General features: G+C 72.4%; 16 protein-coding genes and 2 tRNA genes. 12 read left to right on the top strand and 6 right to left on the bottom strand.

Features of this window, described 5'->3' with window-relative positions:
- Window positions 1-43 precede the first annotated feature (43 nt).
- Together ACX9I7_RS16485 and ACX9I7_RS16480 are read right to left on the bottom strand one after the other, a co-directional pair.
- On the bottom strand, window positions 44-1,408 hold the full coding sequence (locus ACX9I7_RS16485; protein ID WP_189451540.1) for an ABC1 kinase family protein: 1,365 nt from the start codon (window positions 1,406-1,408) through the stop codon (window positions 44-46).
- Window positions 1,401-2,609: a ThiF family adenylyltransferase gene (locus tag ACX9I7_RS16480; protein WP_387567298.1), complete on the bottom strand. Its 1,209-nt coding sequence runs from the start codon at window positions 2,607-2,609 to the stop codon at window positions 1,401-1,403. Before ACX9I7_RS16480 ends, ACX9I7_RS16485 begins: the two co-directional genes overlap by 8 nt.
- Window positions 2,610-2,868: 259 nt before the next feature.
- Between ACX9I7_RS16480 and ACX9I7_RS16475 the strand changes: the two genes are divergently transcribed.
- The 4 genes from ACX9I7_RS16475 to ACX9I7_RS16460 all read left to right on the top strand — a co-directional run bounded on the left by ACX9I7_RS16475 (window position 2,869) and on the right by ACX9I7_RS16460 (window position 6,869).
- Window positions 2,869-3,465: a M48 metallopeptidase family protein gene (locus ACX9I7_RS16475; RefSeq protein WP_387566486.1), complete on the top strand. Its 597-nt coding sequence runs from the start codon at window positions 2,869-2,871 to the stop codon at window positions 3,463-3,465.
- A gap of 104 nt (window positions 3,466-3,569) precedes the next feature.
- Window positions 3,570-5,372 carry a TerD family protein gene (locus ACX9I7_RS16470; protein WP_459387772.1) on the top strand — a complete coding sequence of 601 codons (1,803 nt, stop codon included), beginning with the start codon at window positions 3,570-3,572 and terminating at the stop codon, window positions 5,370-5,372.
- Window positions 5,373-5,389: 17 nt separating this feature from the next.
- On the top strand, window positions 5,390-6,091 hold the full coding sequence (locus ACX9I7_RS16465) for an AIM24 family protein (RefSeq protein ID WP_373298116.1): 702 nt from the start codon (window positions 5,390-5,392) through the stop codon (window positions 6,089-6,091).
- 19 nt (window positions 6,092-6,110) lie between these two features.
- A complete protein-coding gene (locus ACX9I7_RS16460; protein ID WP_358624173.1) occupies window positions 6,111-6,869 on the top strand; it encodes an AIM24 family protein in 759 nt (252 codons plus the stop codon).
- Between the two features lie 75 nt (window positions 6,870-6,944).
- Here the strand turns inward: ACX9I7_RS16460 and ACX9I7_RS16455 are convergent, their stop codons facing one another.
- Entirely contained in the window at window positions 6,945-7,466 is a 522-nt protein-coding gene (locus ACX9I7_RS16455) for an NUDIX hydrolase (RefSeq protein ID WP_387566480.1), read from the bottom strand.
- Window positions 7,463-8,941 (bottom strand): zinc-dependent metalloprotease, encoded by a 1,479-nt coding sequence (locus tag ACX9I7_RS16450; RefSeq protein ID WP_387566477.1) that lies wholly within the window; start codon window positions 8,939-8,941, stop codon window positions 7,463-7,465. The genes ACX9I7_RS16455 and ACX9I7_RS16450 overlap by 4 nt, the downstream gene beginning before the upstream one ends.
- A gap of 204 nt (window positions 8,942-9,145) precedes the next feature.
- On the opposite strand from ACX9I7_RS16450, the gene ACX9I7_RS16445 reads away from it, so the two are divergent.
- From ACX9I7_RS16445 to ACX9I7_RS16430, 4 genes are all read left to right on the top strand, one after another.
- Window positions 9,146-10,312 (top strand): SDR family oxidoreductase, encoded by a 1,167-nt coding sequence (locus ACX9I7_RS16445; RefSeq protein WP_358624166.1) that lies wholly within the window; start codon window positions 9,146-9,148, stop codon window positions 10,310-10,312.
- Between the two features lie 293 nt (window positions 10,313-10,605).
- A complete protein-coding gene (locus tag ACX9I7_RS16440) occupies window positions 10,606-11,097 on the top strand; it encodes a molybdenum cofactor biosynthesis protein MoaE (protein WP_459387771.1) in 492 nt (163 codons plus the stop codon).
- Window positions 11,098-11,294: 197 nt separating this feature from the next.
- A complete protein-coding gene (locus ACX9I7_RS16435) occupies window positions 11,295-11,468 on the top strand; it encodes a hypothetical protein (RefSeq protein ID WP_164737834.1) in 174 nt (57 codons plus the stop codon).
- A gap of 86 nt (window positions 11,469-11,554) precedes the next feature.
- Entirely contained in the window at window positions 11,555-12,643 is a 1,089-nt protein-coding gene (locus ACX9I7_RS16430; protein WP_387566471.1) for a YlbL family protein, read from the top strand.
- A 63-nt stretch (window positions 12,644-12,706) separates the two neighbouring features.
- On the opposite strand, the gene ACX9I7_RS16425 is transcribed toward ACX9I7_RS16430, so the two are convergent.
- Window positions 12,707-13,291, bottom strand: coding sequence for a PPA1309 family protein (locus tag ACX9I7_RS16425; protein WP_229820130.1), 585 nt, complete (start codon window positions 13,289-13,291; stop codon window positions 12,707-12,709).
- Between the two features lie 199 nt (window positions 13,292-13,490).
- On the opposite strand from ACX9I7_RS16425, the gene ACX9I7_RS16420 reads away from it, so the two are divergent.
- From ACX9I7_RS16420 to ACX9I7_RS16405, 4 genes are all read left to right on the top strand, one after another.
- On the top strand, window positions 13,491-16,382 hold the full coding sequence (locus ACX9I7_RS16420) for a UPF0182 family membrane protein (RefSeq protein WP_387567296.1): 2,892 nt from the start codon (window positions 13,491-13,493) through the stop codon (window positions 16,380-16,382).
- A 44-nt stretch (window positions 16,383-16,426) separates the two neighbouring features.
- Window positions 16,427-16,500 (top strand) — tRNA-Met (locus tag ACX9I7_RS16415).
- Between the two features lie 248 nt (window positions 16,501-16,748).
- Window positions 16,749-18,722: a tetratricopeptide repeat protein gene (locus ACX9I7_RS16410; protein WP_387567294.1), complete on the top strand. Its 1,974-nt coding sequence runs from the start codon at window positions 16,749-16,751 to the stop codon at window positions 18,720-18,722.
- A 90-nt stretch (window positions 18,723-18,812) separates the two neighbouring features.
- Window positions 18,813-18,886, top strand: a tRNA-Met gene (locus tag ACX9I7_RS16405).
- Window positions 18,887-18,927: 41 nt separating this feature from the next.
- On the opposite strand, the gene ACX9I7_RS16400 is transcribed toward ACX9I7_RS16405, so the two are convergent.
- Window positions 18,928-19,344: a Fur family transcriptional regulator gene (locus ACX9I7_RS16400; RefSeq protein WP_126915945.1), complete on the bottom strand. Its 417-nt coding sequence runs from the start codon at window positions 19,342-19,344 to the stop codon at window positions 18,928-18,930.
- Window positions 19,345-19,441: the final 97 nt, after the last annotated feature.

The following is a 19,441-nucleotide window of genomic DNA, read 5'->3' as shown; positions in this document are numbered from 1 at the left end:
CGAGCCGGGCCGCCCCGGCTCGTCCCGCCGTCCCGGCCCGTTCTCAGGCGGAGTTGCCCTGACTGCGGTCGTCGGTGCTGAAACCGGGCACCCATGCCTCCATTTCGTCACGCAGCCGCACCGTGGCGCCCAGTTGGCACAGCACCCCTATGGTGCTCATCGTCACCCGGTGTATCAGCAGATAGGCCGGGGGCAGATTGAGCTGCCGGGCCAGCTGGTAGGCGGGGGAGCGCGGATCGGCTATCCGGGTCGCCTGCGCCCGGAGCCAGTCCCGGGTGAAGGTGAACTCCTCCACCTGCGCCGGCTCGATGATGGGCAGGAGATAGTCGAGCACCGCCCCCGGGTCCAGCTCGATCTCCGGCTTGACGAAGCCCTCGTCGCGCAGCAGCTCGTGGACCGCGTCCGCCTTGCCGTCGAGGGTCAGCCGCAGCGCCGTGCCGATCTCGACGGGCAGCCCTCTCGGCAGCCGGTCGACCGTGCCGAAGTCCAGCACCCCCAGCCGCCACTTCTCCGGCGGGCCGTCGGGCGCGTCCCCGGTCAGCAGCCGGAAGTTGCCCGGATGCGGGTCGGCGTGGAGCAGCCCGGTGCGGGCCGCGCCCGAGAAGAGGAAGCGCGCCAGCAACTGCCCGGCCCGGTCCCGCATCTCCTGACTGCCGTCCGCTATCACCTCGGACAGCGGCACCCCGTCCAGCCACTCCGTCACCAGCACCTGATCCCCGTGGTGGACGACGTCCGGCACCGTCACATCGGGATCCCCCGCGAACTCCCGGGCGTGCGCGCTCTGGGCCCGCGCCTCCAGCTCGTAGTCCAGCTCCTCCGACACCCGGTCGCGCAGCTCGGAGATGAGCGGCTTGATGTCCATTCCGGGCACCAGCGGCCCCAGCAGCTTGGCGAACCGGCCCAGTTGCGTCAGATCGGAGAGCAGCGCGTCACCCGCTCCCGGATACTGCACCTTGACGGCCACCTCGCGCCCGTCGTGCCAGACGGCCCGGTGCACCTGCCCGATGGACGCGGCCGCCGCCGGCTTGTCCTCGAACTCCTCGAACAGCTCGCGCCAGTCCTCGCCGAGCCGCTCCGCCAGCGCCGCGTGCACCGAGGCCACCGGCATCGGGGGAGCCGCCTCCTGAAGCTTGGTGAGCGCCGCCCGGTAGGGACCGGCGATCTGCTCGGGAAGGGCCGACTCGAAGACGGACAGCGCCTGCCCCAGCTTCATGGCACCTCCCTTGAGCTGCCCCAGGGTCGAGAAGAGCTGCTCCGCCGTGCGCTGCTGCAGCTCGGCGGCGATCATCTCCGCCGGGCGGCCGCCGATGCGCTTCCCCAGCCCGAGTGCCGTGCGCCCCGCGAACCCCAGTGGTAGCGCGGCCAACTTGACGGTACGGGTGACCGCCTTGCGGGGTAGATCAGACATGCGCCCCTCCAACTAGCCGAACAGCCACGCCTCGGACGGCGGTTACCGGGTCATTCTCCCGTGCGCCACCTCCGCGACCCCTGGACATCCCGTCGCCCCGGGCCGCGGCGCCGCACGGGCACCGCGGATGCGGTGCGACGGGCTCGGGGTGCTGCCGGACCGGACCCGGAAGGGCCAGCTCCAGCCGGACCCCGGCGCCCGGCGCGGCCCCACCGTCGAGAAGGGCGAGCGCCCACGCCACGGTCAGCCCCGCCACGACCGTGGCCAGTGCCATGTCGCAAGACGGTACCCCCGAGGCGCGCCCGGACCTCCACTGGGCGAGCATCCGTGGCCATACCGCGTCCCGTTCGGACCGTTCCCGATCAATACAGCCCGCACACGCCGATGTGCCCGGCAGCACCAGCGGACCCACCAGCCCGGTGGCCTCCAGCACCCCCGCGTAAAGATGAGGGGTCCCGGACGCGATCAGCTCCTCGGCCGCCGCCGGGTCCGGTGCGAAGGCCGCCAGACCGTCGCGCGGCGCGAACACCACCAGCCCCAGCGGCTTCTCCCCGCCATCCTCCCCGCGCTCCCCTCGCTCGCCCCGGGAGCCGCCCGGCCGGCCCCGGGACGGGGGCACGGGCGCGGCCTGACGTACGGCGTGCCGCGCGGCGACGTCCCGCCGCTCCCCGGTCCGCTCGGCGCCCACACCCCCGGGCGCCACGTCCCACGGCTCCACACAGCCGCCGTCCCGCACGTCGACCCGGCCCACTCCCGACGCGGACAGCAGCGCCGCGACCGTCGCCCCCACCCGCCCCGCGCCCCGCACCTGCACCCGCGCCTTCTGCCGCCCCGCCATCACCCGCAGCGCCGCGCCGGGCCCGGGATGGAGCACGGACAGCGCGGCCAGGTCCGGCCGCAGCCGCTCCAGGGCGCCGCCCCGGCCCCGCAGCGCGGCGGCCTCGGCACCACCCCCGCGCGGATCGTCCAGCAGCCCGGCCCCCGCCAGCCGCTCCACCAGCTCGTCGGCCCGCCCCTCCGGCAGCCCCATCCCCCGGGCCTCCTCGCGGAGCAGGGGCATCCCCCGCGTCCCGTCGAGCAGCCCGAGGAAGGAGCCCGTCGCTGTGTCCACCGGCCCCAGCAGCACCGCGTGCGCGGGGGCGACCCCGAACTGGACCGTGTCCCGGCTGCGCCAGGCCCGGCGCAGCGCGGGCTTGAGCATCGGATGCGCGGTCGTGGCCGTCGCGGCCGTGACTGTGGTGGTCGTGGTCGTGGCCGTGGCCGTAGCTGTGGTCGTGGTCGTCGTCCGCATGGCTCCCCCTTCGTCCGTGCCACAGCCTGCCCGCCCCGGCCGCCCGCCGTGCGGCGTTGTCCACAGGGAGGGGGCGTTAGTCATACAAGCCGTGCGCTCCTTGGGGTCTTTCCCCGACAACGGACGGAGGGGCGGGACTTCCCGCACCGCCAACGGGTAACGTCGGGGCGTGCCCGTCGACCCCCTGCACAGTGCCGCGAGACCGCCGCGCAGCGCCCCGAGCCCGCTCTCCCGAGGCCAGGAGGCCGACGCGGTCGAGGTCCGGCGGAGCACGCGCCGCAGGAGGACGGTCTCCGCGTACCGCGAGGGCGATCGCACGATCGTGCTCATTCCCGCCCGGATGTCGGACGCGGAGGAGCGGCGCTGGGTGGGCGTGATGCTCGACAAGCTCGCGGCGCAGGAGAGCCGGCGGATGCCGGGCGACGCCGAGCTGGCCGACCGGGCCCACCGCCTCTCCGAGCAGTACCTGGACGGCCGCGCCCGCCCCGCCTCCGTGCGCTGGGTCACGAATCAGAACACCCGCTGGGGCTCCTGCACCCCCGCCGAGGGCAGCATCCGCCTCTCGCACCGCCTCCAGGGCATGCCCGAGTACGTCGTCGACTACGTTCTCCTCCACGAGCTGGCGCACCTTCTCGTCCCCGGTCACGGCCCGGAGTTCTGGCGGCTCCTGGAGGCGTACCCGCGTACCGAGCGCGCCCGGGGCTACCTCGAGGGCGTGGTCGCCGCCGACCGGCTGCCCCACCTCCCGGCCGCCCGCGGCGAGTGACGGGCCCGTAGGCGGGCCGCCCCGGCATCGGCGGCCGTCGCCGCCAGCGGTTAGCCTGGCGCAACGCATTCACCACGGGTACGGATGGGGGACGGGCGTCACGCATGTCCAGGGAATTCCAGCGCGGCCACAAGGCCAAGATCAGTGACCTGACGGCGGGGACGGATCTGTATGTGGGAGTGCAGGTCGGCGGCCCCGGCCTGACCTTCGACGTCAGCTGCTTCGGCCTCGACGCCGACGAGAGGCTCTCGGACGACCGGTACTTCGTCTTCTTCAACCAGCCGAAGTCGCCGGAGGAGGCCATCCAGCAGCTGGGCGCGCAGGCCGGCGACACGGAATCGTTCCGGGTCACCCTCGACCGCGTCCCGGCCCACATCCGCAAGCTCAGCTTCACGGCGACGCTGGACGGCGACGGCCGGATGTCGCAGGCCGGCCCGGGCTACCTCCGGGTCGTCGCGGGCGGCGTGGAGGTCGCGCGCTACTCCTTCACCGGCACGGAGTTCACCACCGAGCGCGCGGTGATGCTCGGTGACATCTACCTGAAGGACGTCTGGCGGTTCGCAGCCGTCGGGCAGGGCTTCGACGGCGGGCTCGAAGCGCTGCTGAGGAACTTCGGCGGCGAGGTCCTCGAGGAGGAGGAGCCCGCTCCGGCAGCAGCGGACCCCACCCCGGCCGCCGCCGTGCCCGCCTTCGCGCCCCCCGCGCAGGCCGAGGTGCCCCCGGCCTTCGCACCCCCGGCAGCCCAGCAGCCCCCGGCGGCACAACAGCAACCCCCTGCCGCCCACCAGCCGCACGTCGCGCAGCAGCAGCCCACCGCCCCGGCGCCCCAGGCCCCGGCGGCCTCCCAGGTGCACGCCGCACCCACCCTCGCCGCGCCCATCGCCCCGCCCGGCTACTTCTCCGGCGGCGGCCACGCGCCCACCGGGCACGCGTCCACGGGCCACGCGCCCACCGGCGGTCACACGCCCCCCGGTGGCGTCGTCCCGCCGCCCGGTCCGCCCGGCGTCCCGGGGCAGCACGCCTCGTACGGCCGGCAGGCCGCCCCGGCCCACGCGTACCCCGCCCAGCAGCCCTACGGCGCGCCGCCCCCGCCCCCCGGGCAGCCCCACGGCGTGCCCGCCGCGCCCGCCCAGCCCTACCCGGGCGCCCCGCAGGCCCCGTACGGCCAGCAGCCCCACGCCCCGGCCCAGCAGGGCTACCCCGGCTCCTACGCCCCGGCGGCCCCCGGCACGCCCCCGCCCCACGTCCCCGGCGTCCAGGCGGCGCTGGACAAGTACCGCGAGGTGCCCACCGGGCAGCGCTGGACGCTGCAGAACTCCAAGCTCATCCGGGTCGACCTCGGTGCCGACCCCCAGCCCGTGCTCGCCCGGCAGGGCAGCATGGTGCTCTACCAGGGCAAGGTCGACTTCGGCTACAAGGGCGCCGGTTTCATGGGCCGCATCGTCGGCGGCGCCACCGGCCAGGAGATGCAGCTGATGCGCTGCACCGGCCGCGGCCAGGTCTTCCTCGCCGAGAACTCCGCGCACGTCCACCCCATCCAGCTGGAGAACGACGCGATCTGCGTCAGCGCCGACGCGGTACTCGCCTTCGACGAGTCGCTGCACCACGAGGTGCGCCGTATCGACGGTCACGGCATCCCCGGCGGGGCGCTGTTCACCATGCAGTTCCAGGGCACCGGAACCGTCGTCGTCAAGACCCACGGCACGCCCGTGGTGCTGCCCGTCACCCCCACCACCTTCGCCGACAGCAACGCCATCGTGGCCTGGTCGGCGGGCGCCCAGGTGATCATCTCCAGTCAGGTGCGGCTGCGCCGCGCCTCCTACCCGGGACACAGCGGAGAGGCCGTGAACCTCCAGTTCCGGGGCGCGCCCGGCAACTTCATCGTCGTCCAGCCCTACGAGGTCTGAGGGAAGCCGAAATGACCATGCATCAGATGCCGATGGGCCAGCCGCCGTTCCCGGGCCACGCCGCCCCCGTACCGTCGGGGCCGCGCATGGAGAACCACGGCAGCAGCATGCTCAAGGTCGCCATGCGGACCGGCCAGGACCTCTTCGCTCGCACGGGCTCGATGGTCGCCTACGAGGGCTACGTCCAGTACGACCCGAACCCGCCCGCCGTCCGGCAGATGGCCTCCCAGTGGCTCACCGGCGAGGGCGTCCCCCTCATGCGCTGCCACGGCGACGGCCTGCTCTACCTCGCCGACTACGGGGCGGACGTCGTCTGCCTCCAGCTCAACGGCGACTCCCTGTCCGTCAACGGCACCAACGTCCTCGCCTTCGACGCCCAGCTCCAGTGGGGCGTCGAGCGCGTCAAGGGCATGGCGAAGTTCGCCGGACAGGGCCTGTTCAACGTGGGCATCAGCGGCACCGGCTGGGTGGCGCTGACCTCCCGCGGCACACCGATCGTCGTCGACTGCGGCCGCGGCGACGACGAGACCTATGTCGACCCCGACGCGCTCGTCGCCTGGTCCAGCAACCTCCGGATGAAGGGCAAGCGCAGCTTCAAGGCGTCCTCCCTGATCGGCCGGGGCAGCGGCGAGGCCTACCAACTGGGCTTCTCCGGCGAGGGCTTCGTGGTCGTCCAGCCCAGCGAGGACAGCACCGACCGGCTCCGGGCCCGGGGCTGAGGGGGAGAACGAGAACATCATGCAGAGCCCGCTTTTCGCCCATACCGAGGCCCAGTCGCAGGACCGCTACGCCCTGCAGAACGCGCAGATGCTGCGGGTCTCCCTCACCGGCCACGAGGACGTCCTCGCCCGCAAGGGCTCGATGGTCGCCTACCAGGGCATGGTCGAGTTCGACGCCGAGTACCAGACGCGCGGCCAGCAGCACTCGCGCACGTACACCGGCGAGGGCCTGGACCTGATGCGCTGCTCCGGCCAGGGCACGGTCTACTTCGCCAACCTGGCCCAGCACGTCCACATCATGGATGTGGACCGGGACGGCCTGACCGTGGACGGCTCCTACGTCCTGGCCCTGGACTCCAGCCTCCACTGGGAGACCGTCGCCGTGGACAGCCAGTACGGGATCTCCGGGACGGGCTCCTACCAGCTGAACATCTCCGGCCAGGGCAAGGTCGCGCTGATGACCTCCGGCCATCCGCTGATGCTCCAGGTCACCCCCGACAGCGTCGTCAGCGCCGACGCGGACGCGGTGGTCGCCTGGTCGGCGTCGCTGCGGGTGCAGATGCAGGCGCAGACGTCCTCGTCCGGGGTGTGGCGGCGCCGCGGCGGCACGGGCGAAGGCTGGGAGCTCAGCTTCTCCGGCCACGGCTACGCGCTGGTGCAGCCCAGCGAGCTGCTGCCGCCGCAGGGCACGGAGATCGGCCAGGGCCTCATGGCCCAGTACGGCCTGGGACAGCACGGCGCCCATGCCCAGAACCAGGGCAACATCTGGACCAACTGACCAGCCGCACCCGGATGTAAGAGAGGTAAGGGGCGGTCACCATGGGTGACCGCCCCTTACCTCACTCCGTGGCGCCTACAGCCGCGCGAGCGTCCGGCGCAGCAGCTCGACGACCGAGTCGTCGGCCACCGAGCCCACCTCGTCGTACGGGAACCAGCGCAGGTCCAGCGACTCGTCGCTGATCGCCTCCACCGCGCCCTCCGGCACCAGCGCCGCGTACTGCACGTCCAGGTGCCAGTTGCACGGCGCCGGGATCGGGTGCCGGTCGAGCCGGACCGGGCCGCCCGGCAGCAGCGTCAGGCCCGCGATGCCGGACTCCTCCGTGGCCTCGCGCAGCGCGGCCTCCTGGAGCGTGGCGTCACCGGGCTCGCAGTGGCCGCCCATCTGGAGCCACATCCGCAGCTTGCGGTGGAGCGTGAGCAGCACCCGGCCGCGCGCGGGGTCGATCACCAGGGCGCTCGCCGTGACGTGCCCCGCCTGGCAGGGCTTCCACATGCCGTCCGGGTGGGCGGCGAGGTGGTCCAGGTAGAGACCGCGCAGGTCTTCCTGGTCCGCGTACTCCTTGAGGACGAGGACCGCGTTCTCGTGGAGGCTCACTTCTTGTCGCCCTCGTCGCCCTTGTCGGCTTCGCCGGACTCGTCCCGCTTCTTCTCCGGGGAGCCCGGGTCCGGGGTACCCGGGGCGCCCTGGGAGCCCGCGGAGCCCTGCGCGCCCTTGGCGGCCTCGCCGAGCATCTTGTCGAGCTCGGAGAAGTCCAGGTGCTCGCGGTGGACGAAGCCGTCCGGGTCGTCCAGGTCGGCGGCGGTGGGCAGCATGTCGGGGTGCTCCCACAGGCCGTCCCGGCCCTCCAGGCCGCGCGCGTCCGTCAGCGACGCCCACAGACGGGAGGCGTCCCGCAGTCGGCGGGGGCGCAGCTCCAGGCCGATCAGCGTGGCGAAGGTCTGCTCCGCGGGGCCGCCGGAGGCGCGCCGGCGGCGCAGCGTCTCGCGCAGCCGGTCGGCGGACGGCAGGTGCGGGGCGGCCGCCGCGTGCACGACCGCGTCCACCCAGCCCTCGACCAGCGCGAGCGCCGTCTCCAGGCGGGCCAGCGCGGCCTTCTGCTCCGGGGTGTCCTCCGGCTGGAACATGCCCTGCTGGAGGGCTTCCTGCAGCTGCTCGGGGTGCGTGGGGTCCAGCTGGCCGACCACGTCCTCCAGCTTGGACGTGTCGACCTTGATGCCTCGGGCGTAGCCCTCGACGGCACCGAACAGATGCGAGCGCAGCCACGGCACGTGCGCGAAGAGCCGCTGGTGGGCGGCCTCGCGCAGGGCCAGGTAGAGCCGGACCTCCTCCTGCGGGACCTCCAGGCCCGAACCGAAGGCCGCGATGTTCACCGGGAGCAGCGCGGCCTTGCCCGTCGGGCCCAGCGGCAGGCCGACGTCGGTCGAGCCGACGACCTCGCCCGCGAGCACGCCCAGGGCCTGCCCGATCTGGGTGCCGAACATGGCGCCGCCCATGCTGCGCATCATGCCGAGCAGCGGGCCGGCCATGGCCTGCATCTCCTCGGGCAGCACACCGCCCATGGCGGCGCCGACGCGCTCGGCGACCGGGTCCACCAGGTCCTTCCACACGGGCAGGGTCGCCTCGACCCACTCCGCGCGGGACCAGGCGACGGCCGTGCCCGAGCCGGACGGCAGGGACGTCACGCCGTCCAGCCACAGGTCGGCCAGGCGCACGGCCTCCTGGATCGCGGCGCGCTCGCCGTCGGTGACGCTGGCGTCCTTGGAGCCGTCGGCGGTGCCACGGGCGACGGTCTGGCGCGCGATGTCCTTGGCCATGTCCCAGTTCACCGGGCCGCCCTCGTAGGAGAGCATCTGGCCGAGCTGCTGGAAGGCGGCGCCAAGATCACCGGGGTTCATGGAGCCGCCGAACATCGCGGCGAAGGGGTTGTCCCCGCCGCCGGGGAGCCCGCCGAACCCGAAGGGATTCGCGGGCCCCTGGCCGCCTCCCTGGCCACCGCCCTTCTTCTTGCCGTCGTCGCCGTTCTCCGGCTCCTCCGGCGGAAGACCGAATCCGAATGGGGTGTCACTCACGGGTTTCCTCGGCTCGTAGGGCCACCGGCTCCGGACCGGCGGCGAATGCCCGACAACACCACCAAGCGTAGACACCCCGCCGCTATCCGGGCTTGGTGCTCCGCTCGTCCGGGGCCTGCGGCAGGATGGACGTCACCTGGTACGTACGCGTCATGACAAACGTGATGACACATACGTACTGAAGACAACCGCTGGAGACGCCCGGTGAGTTCCCCCGACCGAGAAGCCGACCGAGAAGTTCGCGCAGCGCGAAACGGTTCCGCGAGCGAAAGCGCGATCCCGCGCGCCCTGGCGCCGCGCGGCATGCCCGCGCGCGGCCGCCGGCCCGTCGTCGCGGTCACCGGCGCCGCACGCGGCGTCGGAGCGCTGCTCACGCGGCGCCTCGCCGCGTCCGAGGAGATCAAGCACGTGGTGGCGATCGACGAGCGCCGCGGCGACGTCACCGAGGCGCAGTGGCACGTCCTGGACGTCCGCGACCCGGCGATCGCCGAGAAGCTGCGCGGCGCCGACGTCGTCGTCCACCTCGCGCTGGACCTGGACCTGGAGGGCGACGCCGCCGCCCGCACCGCCTACAACGTGCGGGGCACCCAGACCGTGCTGACCGCCGCGGCGGCCGCCGGGGTGCACCGGGTGGTGCTGTGCACCTCGGCCATGGTCTACGGGGCGCACCCGGACAACGACGTCCCGCTCGCCGAGGACGCCGAGCTGCGCGCCACCGCCGAGGCGACGGGCGTGGGAGACCTGCTGGAGATAGAGCGGCTGGCCAGGCGCGCGCCCCGGGCGCACCCCGGCCTGAACGTGACCGTGCTGCGGCCCGCCGTCCTGGTCGGCGGCACCGACACGGCCCTGACCCGCTACTTCGAGTCGCCCCGCCTCCTGGTCGTCGCCGGATCCCGGCCGACCTGGCAGTTCTGCCACGTGGAGGACCTGGTGAGCGCGCTGGAGTTCGCCGCCCTGGAGAAGGCGGAGGGGGAGCTGGCCGTCGGCTGCGACGGCTGGCTGGAGCAGGAGGAGGTCGAGGAGCTCACCGGCATCCGCCGCATGGAGCTGCCCTCGGCGGTCGCCCTCGGCGCGGCCTCCCGGCTGCACCGCCTGGGGCTGACCCCGTCCCCGGCGGGCGACCTCGCGTACACGATGCACCCCTGGGTGGTCAGCGGCCACCGGCTGCACGACGCGGGCTGGCGGCCCCGATGGACGAACGAGGAGGTCCTCGCCGAACTGCTGGAGGAGGTCGCCGGCCGCCACACCGTCGCCGGCCGCCGGCTGGGCCGCAAGGACGCCACCGCTGCGGGCGCCGCCGGCGCGACCGTCGCCCTGCTGGGCACCGCCGCCCTGGTCCGCAGGGCCCGCAAGGCCCGCCGCCGGCTGTAGCGGGCCGGCCGCAGCGGTTCGCCGGGAGCCGGGGGGCACGGAAGCCCGGGAGCCGGGGGTCCGCAAGCCCGGGAGCCGGGTGCCCGGGAACCCAGGGCCACGGGGATGGCACACCTGTACGGGCCCACGGGCCCACGGGCCCGGGAAGGGCCCTGCGCGGCCGGAAGGGGGCCCGACCGGCTTCCCGGTCCGGGCGGGGCCGCCGGGGCCCGTAGAACCGCACAGGGCGCCTCGCGCGGACGCTGGGGGAATCGCCACGGTCGCCGGCCGGAGGCGTACGGCACGATGGCTCCATGGCACCTCACCCGCCCTCCGGCACGCCCACCCCCCGCAGGCACCACGACCACCCCGGCGAGCTCGCCGCCGGGGACCCCGTACGCCTCCTGGCGATCAGGGACACCCCGCTGTCCGTGGACGAGGTCTTCGCGGCGGTGGGCGACGGCGCGGCGGGCGGCACGGCCCTCTTCGTGGGCACGGTCCGGGACCACGACGGCGGCGCGGACGTCACCGGGCTCGGCTATTCCGCGCACCCGACGGCCGAGGCCGAGCTGCGCCGGGTCGCGGAGAAGGTCTCGGCCGACTTTCCGGTGCGGGCGCTGGCCGCCGTCCACCGGGTGGGGGAGCTGGCCGTGGGCGACCTGGCGGTGGTGGTGGCGGTCTCGTGCCCGCACCGGGCGGAGGCCTTCGAGGCGTGCCGTCGGCTGATAGACGACCTCAAGCACGAGGTGCCGATCTGGAAGCACCAGACGTTCGCGGACGGGACGGAGGAGTGGGTGGGGGCGTAGCGCCGTCGGTCCAGCGGCACCTCCCAGCGGTAGCTGGGGGAGGGGCGGCGTGTAGGACGACACGCGAGGTGTCCGAAGCTGTCCACTATTGGGTCGTCCCTGGTTGCGTAACCGGCCCCCTGACGTAAGCGTTGAGACCGAAGATGATTAATCTGCTCATCGGTTCAATGGCGATTGCGTAGGGGTCGGAGGCCGGCATGGCGGCGCTCGCTTGGTTGCTGATTCCCGCTGCGGCGGCCGTCGTGGCCGCGCTCTGGGGAAGCTGGGCGGCCAGAAACCGCAAGTCCGGGGATGTCGCGGAACTGGCCGGCTACGCCAAGTTCCGTGAGGCGATGGAACGGGCCGAGTCCGGATCCGGTCCGGCGAGCTGACCCGAGGCGCCGGAGGGTTCTCCATGTCCGCCCCGGACGGACCGCCCCGGCGGTGGACTGCCGGACCGGTCCCGTACTGTCGTTCCATGCCCCGCCGCACAGCGACGATGCTCGCCTCCCTTCTGATGCTGATCGCGCTGCTCTGCGCAGGCGTGCTGATCCCCGTGCCCTACGCGGAGATGTCCCCGGGGCCGACGGTGAACACCCTGGGCGAGCACGGCGGTGAGCCGGTGCTCCAGATCTCGGGGCACAAGACGTATCCGACGACCGGTCATCTCAATATGACGACGGTCCGCGTCACCGGCTCCCAGTACCGGATGAACCTGGTGGAGGCCGTCTGGGGCTGGCTCGCCCACGACAATCTGGTCGTCCCGCACAGCACGCTCTACCCGGACGACAAGTCCCCGGACGAGCTGAACCAGGAGACGGCGGAGGAGTTCAGCCAGTCCCAGGAGAGCGCCAAGGTCGCCGCCCTGAAGCAGCTGGACATCCCGGTGGGCACCCGGGTCGTCGTGTCGTCCGTCGTCAAGGGCAGCCCCGCCGAGGGCACGCTGCACGCCGGGGACGTCATCAAGGCGGTCGACGGCACGGAGATCAAGCAGCCGGGTGACGTGGCCAAGCTGGTCACCCGCCACAAGCCCGGCGAAAAGGTGACGTTCCGGGTCGTTCCCGTCAAGGAGGCGGCCGCCGCGGAGAAGGAGAAGCGGCAGCCGAGGACGGAGGACACCGTCACCCTCGTCACCAACAAGGCCCCCGACGACAGCCGGGCGATCGTCGGCATCCAGGCCGGTACGGACCACACCTTCCCGTTCACGATCAACATCAAGCTCGCGGACGTGGGCGGGCCCAGCGCCGGGCTGATGTTCGCGCTGGGGATAGTCGACAAGCTGACGCCGGACGATCTGGCCGGCGGGAAGTTCATCGCGGGCACGGGCACGATCGACGACGACGGCAAGGTCGGCCCGATCGGCGGCATCGAGATGAAGACGGTCGGGGCGCGCTCCAAGGGCGCCCGCTACTTCCTCACGCCCAAGGACAACTGCGCGGCCGCCGCCAAGGACACCCCGTCGGGCCTGACCCTGATCAAGGTCGAGACGATCAAGGACGCCCTCCAGTCGCTGGAGAAGCTCCGCAAGGGGGACACGGCCGGCCTGCCCCAGTGCAAGGCAGGCTGACCGGGCCCCACGGAGCCTTCAGGTCCGGGCCGGTCCTCGGGCCGGCCCGGACCTCGGACGGGGCTAGTCCTCGAAGGTGGCGGCCAGTGCCTCGGCCAGGCCCGGCACCAGGTCGGCGCCGGTGAGGACCTCGGTCGACGAGTCCTTCTCGCGCAGCCGGACGGCCGACTCGCGCGCGCCGTCGCGCAGCACGGCCACCGTCATCCGGACCTCCTGGCGGTCCGGGTGCTTGGCGACCCACGCGGCGAGCTGCTTGTCCTTCATGCCGTGGGGCACGGACGCCTCGGCCGACGGCGGCAGCATCAGCCGCTCCACGGTCAGGGCGCACCCGACCACGGCGTCGGGCCAGGCGATGGTGCCGAGGAACTTGTCGAGGGCGGTGCCCGGAGGCAGCTCCTCCTGTTCCACGGGCGTGTAGGAGGCGCTGGCCGCCGCCTCGTCGTCGAGGCCGAGCTGGGCGGCCAGGCCGGGCTCCTGGGCTCGCAGCCGGGCCGTGTCGACCAGGGCGAACAGGCGCGCGGGCTGATCCCAGCCCAGGGTGGAGGCGTACTCGTCGATCTCGAGCACGGCACGGGTGAGCGGGCTGGCCGCCATGGGGACGCTGGGCTCCTGGGAGCCGGGAAGGTTCGAACCGGTATTGCTGGACATGGTCAATATCGTGCCCTGACCGAGCCCGAAAACGGGAACCGAGTAAAGCGTCGGTAAGTTGCCACAGTGGGTCCTACTATCGCGTGGGCCTGATCGACAGCTCGTTCCACAAGATCCATAAGCTTCACAGCGGCTCGGTCGAGCTCGATCACCAGCTTCATCGACAGCGAACTTCGAGGTGCGCACCTTGGCTTTCCAGATGCCGGACCGCGGCGGAGGCCCGTCCGGGCCACGGATCAGAGTCGGCCGACCGTCCCGGCGTGTCCGGACCCTGCTGATGACCCTGGGCGTGCTGGCGGTGCTGGCCATGCTCTTCGTCATGTTCGCCGGGTTCTGGACCGACTGGCTCTGGTACCGCTCGGTCGACTACTCCTCCGTTTTCACCACCACCCTCGGCACCAAGATCGGCCTGTTCGCCGTCTTCGGCGTGCTGATGGCCCTGGCGGTGGGAACGAACATCTGGCTGGCGCACCGGCTGCGGCCGCCGCTGAGCGCGATGTCCGTGGAGCAGCAGAGCCTCGACCGCTACCGGATGAGCATCGCCCCCTACAAGAAGTGGGTGCTGCTGGCGGTCACGTCGCTGGTGGGCCTGGTCGCGGGCGCGTCCGCCGCCGGCCAGTGGCGCACCTGGCTCCAGTGGGTCAACGGTGTGTCCTTCGGGCAGCGGGACCCGCAGTTCCACAAGGACATCTCCTTCTACACCTTCGACCTGCCCTGGTACCGCTTCCTGCTGAGCTTCGGCTTCGCGGCGGCGGTCCTGTCGCTGATCGCCGCCGCCCTGGTGCACTACCTCTACGGCGGCCTGCGGCTCACCAGCCCGGGCGGCCGGGCCACGGCGGCGGCCACGGGGCACCTGTCCGTGCTGCTCGGCGTCTTCGTGACGCTGAAGGCCGTCGCCTACTGGCTGGACCGCTACGGGCTCGCCGTGAAGTCCAGCGGCCTGAAGTCCACCGAGGGCTGGACCGGGCTGCGCTATGTGGACGCCAACGCCTATCTGCCGGCCAAGACGATCCTGTTCATCATCGCGCTGATCTGCGCCGTGCTGTTCTTCGCGACGCTCTGGCGGCGCACCTGGCAGCTGCCGGTGATCGGCTTCGGCCTGATGGTGCTGTCGGCGGTGCTGATCGGCGGGCTCTACCCGGCGATCGTGCAGAAGTTCCAGGTCCAGCCGAACGAGCAGGCCAAGGAAGCGCCCTACATCAAGAAGAACATCACCGCGACCCGTGAGGCCTACGGCATCGACGGGTCCGAGGTGACGGACTATGTGGGCAAGAGCGACCTGAAGGGCAAGAGCCAGCAGGACAAGGAGCGGCTGCGCGCCGCCGCGGACTCCACCGCGAGCATCCGCCTGCTCGACCCGAACATCGTCTCGCCCACCTTCCAGCAGCTCCAGCAGGTGAAGGGCTACTACCAGTTCCCCTCCACGCTGGACGTCGACCGCTACAAGGTCGACGGCAAGGAGCAGGACACGGTCATCGGTCTGCGCGAGCTGAACATCAACGGCATCCCCGAGCGCAACTGGATCAACGACCACTTCAAGTACACCCACGGCTACGGCGCCATCACGGCCAAGGGCACCACCGCCGTCGGCGAGGGCGACCCCGCATTCACCGAGCGGGACCTGCCCACCAAGGGTGCGCTCGGAAAATACGAGCAGCGGGTGTACTACGGCGAGAAGACCACCCAGTACTCCATCGTGGGCGGCCCGCAGAAGGAGCTGGACTACTCCGGCGACAGCGGCGAGAAGAGCTACAGCTACGAGGGCAAGAGCGGCGTCAGCCTCGCCAATCCGGTCAACCGGGCCGCCTACGCGGTGGCGTTCGGCGAGCCGCAGATCCTCTATTCGGGCGCCATCGGCGACGGCTCGCGGATTCTGTACAACCGCACCCCGAAGGAGCGCGTCGAATCCGTCGCCCCGTGGCTGACGATCGACGGCGACGCCTATCCGGCGGTGGTCGACGGCCGTATTCAGTGGATCGTCGACGCGTACACCACGACCAACGGCTATCCCTATGCCTCGCGCACCACGCTCGGCGACACCACGGCCGATTCCCTGACCACCGGTCAGCGCGCGGTGGTGGCCCAGCAGAACCAGGTCAACTACATCCGCAACTCCGTCAAGGCGACCGTGGACGCCTACGACGGCACGGTGAAGCTGTACCAGTGGGACACCAAGGACCCGGTGCTCAAGACCTGGATGAAGGCGTTCCCGGGCACGGTGAAGGCGAAGAGCGAGATCAGCGCCGGTCTGCTGGACCACCTGCGCTACCCGCAGGACCTCTTCAAGGTGCAGCGCGAACTGCTGACCCGCTATCACGTCACCAACCCCGGCACGTTCTACACCGGCAGTGAGCGCTGGCAGGTCCCGGACGACCCGACCAACAAGTCGGGCAACGCGGTCCCGCCGTACTACCTGAGCATGCGGATGCCGGGCCAGCCGGCGCCGGCCTTCTCGCTGACGACGACGTTCACGCCGAAGGCCCGGGAGAACCTGGGCGCCTTCATGGCCGTCGACGCCGATGCCAAGAGCTCCGGTTACGGAAAGATCAGAATTCTGAAGCTGCCGTCGGAGACCACGACCTCGGGTCCCCAGCAGGTGCAGAGCAAGTTCAACGGCGACCCCGAGATCGCCAATAAGATCAATATTCTGAAGCGCGGCGATTCCGAGATCGAGTACGGAAACCTGCTGACCGTGCCGCTGGACGACGGCCTGCTCTATGTGGAGCCGGTCTATGTGCGCGGCGCGGGCTCCAACTTCCCTCGCCTGAAGAAGGTGTTGGTCACCTACGGCGACAAGACGGCCTTCGAGGACGACCTCGGCAAGGCCCTCGACGCCGTGTTCGAGGTGAAGAGCCCCGCGCCCGGCAGCACCCCGCCGCCCACCACCGGCACCACGCCCCCGGTCAGTGAGAACCCGACGGTCAAGCAGGCCGTGAAGGATGCTCAGGACGCCTTCGACGCGGGGCAGAAGGCCCTGGAGAACAAGGACTGGGCCGCCTACGGCAAGGCCCAGCAGGATCTCAAGGCCGCCCTCGACCGGATCGCCAAGGCCGAGGCCGCGGCGCCCGCCGGGACCAAGCCCGGCAGCTGACCGCCCCGCCCCCGCGTCGTCGTGGTACGGTTGTGCCACAACGACGCGGGGTGGAGCAGCTCGGTAGCTCGCTGGGCTCATAACCCAGAGGTCGCAGGTTCAAATCCTGTCCCCGCTACTCAAAGACAAGGCCCGGAGTTCTCGGACTCCGGGCCTTGTTCGTGTACCGGGCCGCCGGGACGGCCGCCCGAGTGCCGTGCGCGAGGCCGCTGTCGGCTGTCCGGGTGGTCTGTGCGGGTTGTGTGCGGGGCTTTTGATTAGAGTTTGGGGCACCGCCGTGTCGGGAAGTCGGGAAGTCGACAAAACGCTGAAGTGACCTCACTGACTGCGGTATTCGTGGTGTACGCAGGTTGCGGGAGTGCGACGATGGGACTTATGGGGGACAAGGCGAGGCTGTTGGAAACACGTCGGCTTGTAGAGGCTCCCGGGGACGGGAGCCACCGGGACGATCAGGACCCGTCGTCGTCCGGCCCGGGGGGGCCGGTGAGGACCAGCGAGGCGCGGGAGGGTGCCGAGCCCTCCTGTGCCACCGAGGCGGCCGACCTGGAGCTGGAGACGGCCCGCCGCCGCGCCGCCGAGTCCGGGGACCCCGCGTCCCTGAGCATGCTCGGCGCCCTGCTGCTGCGCCGCGGCGACCTCGACGGCGCCGAGCGCCATCTGCGCGCCGCCACCGCCGAGGGCGACCGCTCCGCCGCCAACAACCTCGGCGTCCTGCTGCACCAGCGCGGCTACGCCGACGAGGCCGCGAGCTGGTGGCGCGTCGCCGCCGTCGCGGGCTCCGCCGCGGCCGCCCACGCCCTGGGCCGCTACCACCGCGAGCGCGGCGACGAGCCCGCCGCCGAGTACTGGCTGCGCCAGTCCGCCGAGTCCGGGCACGCCCTGGGCGCGTACGCCCTCGCCGACCTGCTGGAACACCGCAGCGACGTGGGCGCGGAGCGCTGGTTCCGCTCCGCCGCCGAGCGCGGCCACCGCGAGGCCGCCTACCGGCTGGCGCGGATACTCGACGGCCGGGCGCCACGAGCCGCCCAGGAGCCGGCGAACGGTCTCGCCGCCGGCCTCGGCCCGCCCACCGGCACCCGCCACGTGGGCGCCGGCGGCGGGGACACCTCCGTGCGCGAGCTGCGCGCCGCGGCCGCGGGCGGCCGCCGCCAGGACGGCCCCGCCGGCGAGGCCGAGCAGTGGTACCGGCAGGCCGCCGCCCGCGGCCACCGCCGTGCCGCCCTCCACCTGGGCACCCTGCTGGAGGGGCGTGGCGAGACCCAGGAGGCCGCGCGCTGGTACCTGACCTCCGCCAAGGACGGCGAGCCGCGCGCCGCCTGCGCCCTGGGCTTCCTGCTGCGCGACGCCGGGGACAGTGACAGCGCCGCCGTCTGGTGGCGCCGCGCGGCCCAGGAGGGCGACGGCAACGCCGCCAACGCCCTGGGCGCCCTCCACGCCGACCGGGGCGAGTCCCAGCAGGCCGAGCGCTGGTACCGCGCGGCACTGGACGCTGGCGACATCAACGGCGCGTACAACCTCGGCCTGCTCTGCGCCGAGCAGAGCCGCAACGCCCAGGCCGAGCAGTGGTACCGCCGCGCCGCCTATGCCGGGCACAAGGAGGCCGCCAACGCGCTGGCAGTCCTGCTGCTCCAGAACGGCGACGCGGCCGGCGCCGAGCCGTGGTTCTCCAAGGCCGCCGAGGCCGGCAGCGTGGACGCCGCCTTCAACCTGGGCATCCTCTACACCGGCCGGGACGAGGAGGACCTGGCCTTCCAGTGGTACGAGCGCGCCGCGGCCGCCGGCCACACGGACGCGGCTCTCCAGGTCGCCATGGCCCTGCTGCGCGACGGCGGCGCCGAGGACACCTACGAGGCCGAGCGTCATCTGCGGATCGCCGTCAGGGGCGGCAACGCCGAGGCGGCCTTCCGGCTGGGCGCCCTGCTCGACCGCGACGAGGAGACCCGTGGCGAGTGCGAGGAGTGGTACGAGCGCGCCGCCCGGCAGGGCCACCGGCGGGCCCAGGTGCGCCTGGGCATGCTGGTCGCCGAGCGGGGCGACGTGGCCGCGGCCGCCCACTGGTACCGGGCGGCCGCCCAGGCGGGCAGCCGCAACGGCGCCTTCAACCTGGGGCTGCTGCTGGCCCGTGAGGGCAGCGAGCAGGAGGCCGCGCTGTGGTGGGCCCGGGCCGCCGAGGCCGGGCACGGCCGGGCCGCGCTGCGGCTCGCGCTGCTCGCGGCGCGGCGCGGCGATCTGGCCGAGGGGCGGCTGTGGTGCGCGCAGGCGGTCGAGCTGGGTCCGGCGGAGGTCGCCGAGCGCGCGGCCCGGCTGCGGGACGCGCTCCAGCAGGAACTCAGTGCGTAGGCGGGGGCTCGGTGGCCGCACCACGACGTAAGCGGGCTCGTAAGGGCGTTTGCGTCGGCGGTCACGAACGGGTTAGAGTAAGTGCATCGACGCGGGGTGGAGCAGCTCGGTAGCTCGCTGGGCTCATAACCCAGAGGTCGCAGGTTCAAATCCTGTCCCCGCTACTGATACGAAAGGCCCGGATCCTTGGGATCCGGGCCTTTCATCATGCCGTGGCGCAGTTCGGGCAGACGCCGCGGTAGGTCACCTCGACGGCGGAGACCTGGAAGCCGAAGCGCTCCTCTGACGGGAGGTCGGCCAGCAGGTCGCCGGCGGGGTGGACGTCGCGGATCGTGCCGCACCGGGAGCACACCAGGTGCTGGTGGGCGTGGTGCGCGTTGGGGTCGTAGCGCTTGGCGCGGCCGTCCGTGCTCACCTCGAGGACCTCGCCCAGGGAGACCAGCTCGCCGAGCGTGTTGTACACCGTGGCGCGCGAGATCTCCGGCAGCAGATCGGCGGCCTTGGCGTGCACCTCGTCGGCGGTGTAGTGCACGTGGTCCCCGTCGAGCACTTCGGCGACGACCCGTCGCTGCGCGGTCAGCCGCCAGCCGCGGCCCCGGAGTCGTTCCAGCAGGTCACTCATGCCATTCACCTATCAGTCAGATAGGACCAGCGTAGCAGCGAGCCTTGTCCACCACTGGATCCCATATTGGTGTCGTTCACATCTTGACTTAGACAAA

The organism is Streptomyces sp. L500 (assembly GCF_054551825.1).
Note: the sequence above shows the minus strand (reverse complement) of the source record. Positions and strands in the feature narration are given on the sequence as shown.